This is a genomic window from Duganella phyllosphaerae (genome assembly GCF_001758785.1).
GTDB classification, from domain to species: domain Bacteria; phylum Pseudomonadota; class Gammaproteobacteria; order Burkholderiales; family Burkholderiaceae_D; genus Rugamonas; species Rugamonas phyllosphaerae.
Genome location: NZ_LROM01000003.1, coordinates 1 through 847, shown reverse-complemented (window position 1 = coordinate 847; position 847 = coordinate 1). Strand labels below are relative to the sequence as shown.

Genomic DNA, 847 nt, shown 5'->3' with positions numbered 1-847 from the left:
GCAGCGACATCGTCGCGGTCACGGGTACGGGCGTGGGCAGCTTTGCCGACGCCAACGCCGGGGTGGGCAAGGCGGTTACCGTCACCGGCTATACGCTGGGCGGCACCGATGCCGGCAACTACAACCTGGTGCAGCCGGCCGGCGTGACCGCTACCATCAACAAGGCCGATGTCATCGTCTCCGGCAGCAGAACCTACGATGGCGCCACGTCGGTGGCGGGCGGCACCTTGACGGCGACCGGCGTGGCCGGCCAGATCTTCAGCGTCACCGGGGCCGGTGACGCCTCGAACCTGACCAGCAAGAACGTTCAAAGCGGTGCGGCGCTCGCCAGCACCACGGGCCTGAGCCTGGGCAGCAGCAGCAACGGCGGCCTGGCCAGCAATTACAACGCGCCCGGCGTGGCCGGCAGCAGTTATACCGTGACCGCCAAGGGGCTGACCCTGACCGGCATCAGCGCGGTCGATAAAATTTACGACGCCACCACCACGGCCGCGCTCAACACGGCCGGTGTAGCCTACTCGGGCCTGGTCGGCGGCGACTCGGTGTTGCTGGCAGGCAGCGGCACGGGCAGTTTTGCGACGAAGCATGTGGGCGTCAACAAGGCCGTGACGGTGAGCGGCTACACGCTGTCGGGCGCCGACGCCGGCAACTACGTGGTCGCCCAGCCGACCGGCCTGACGGCCAGCGTCAGCAAGGCCAGCTTGGCGGTGTCAGGCATCGCGGCGTCCAATAAGACTTATGACGCAACCACCGGCGCCACCGTGAGCGGCACGGCTGCGGTCAGCGCACTGGGCAGCGACATCGTCGCGGTCACGGGTACGGGCGTAGGCAGCTTTGCCGACGCCAA

The 847-nt window shown here is 68.2% G+C and carries 1 protein-coding gene; it reads left to right on the top strand.

Translation table 11 applies throughout. From position 1 onward, the window contains the following. Window positions 1–847, top strand: an 847-nt coding sequence (locus tag DUPY_RS28210; protein WP_229255182.1) for a YDG domain-containing protein, incomplete at both ends; no start/stop codon positions are given.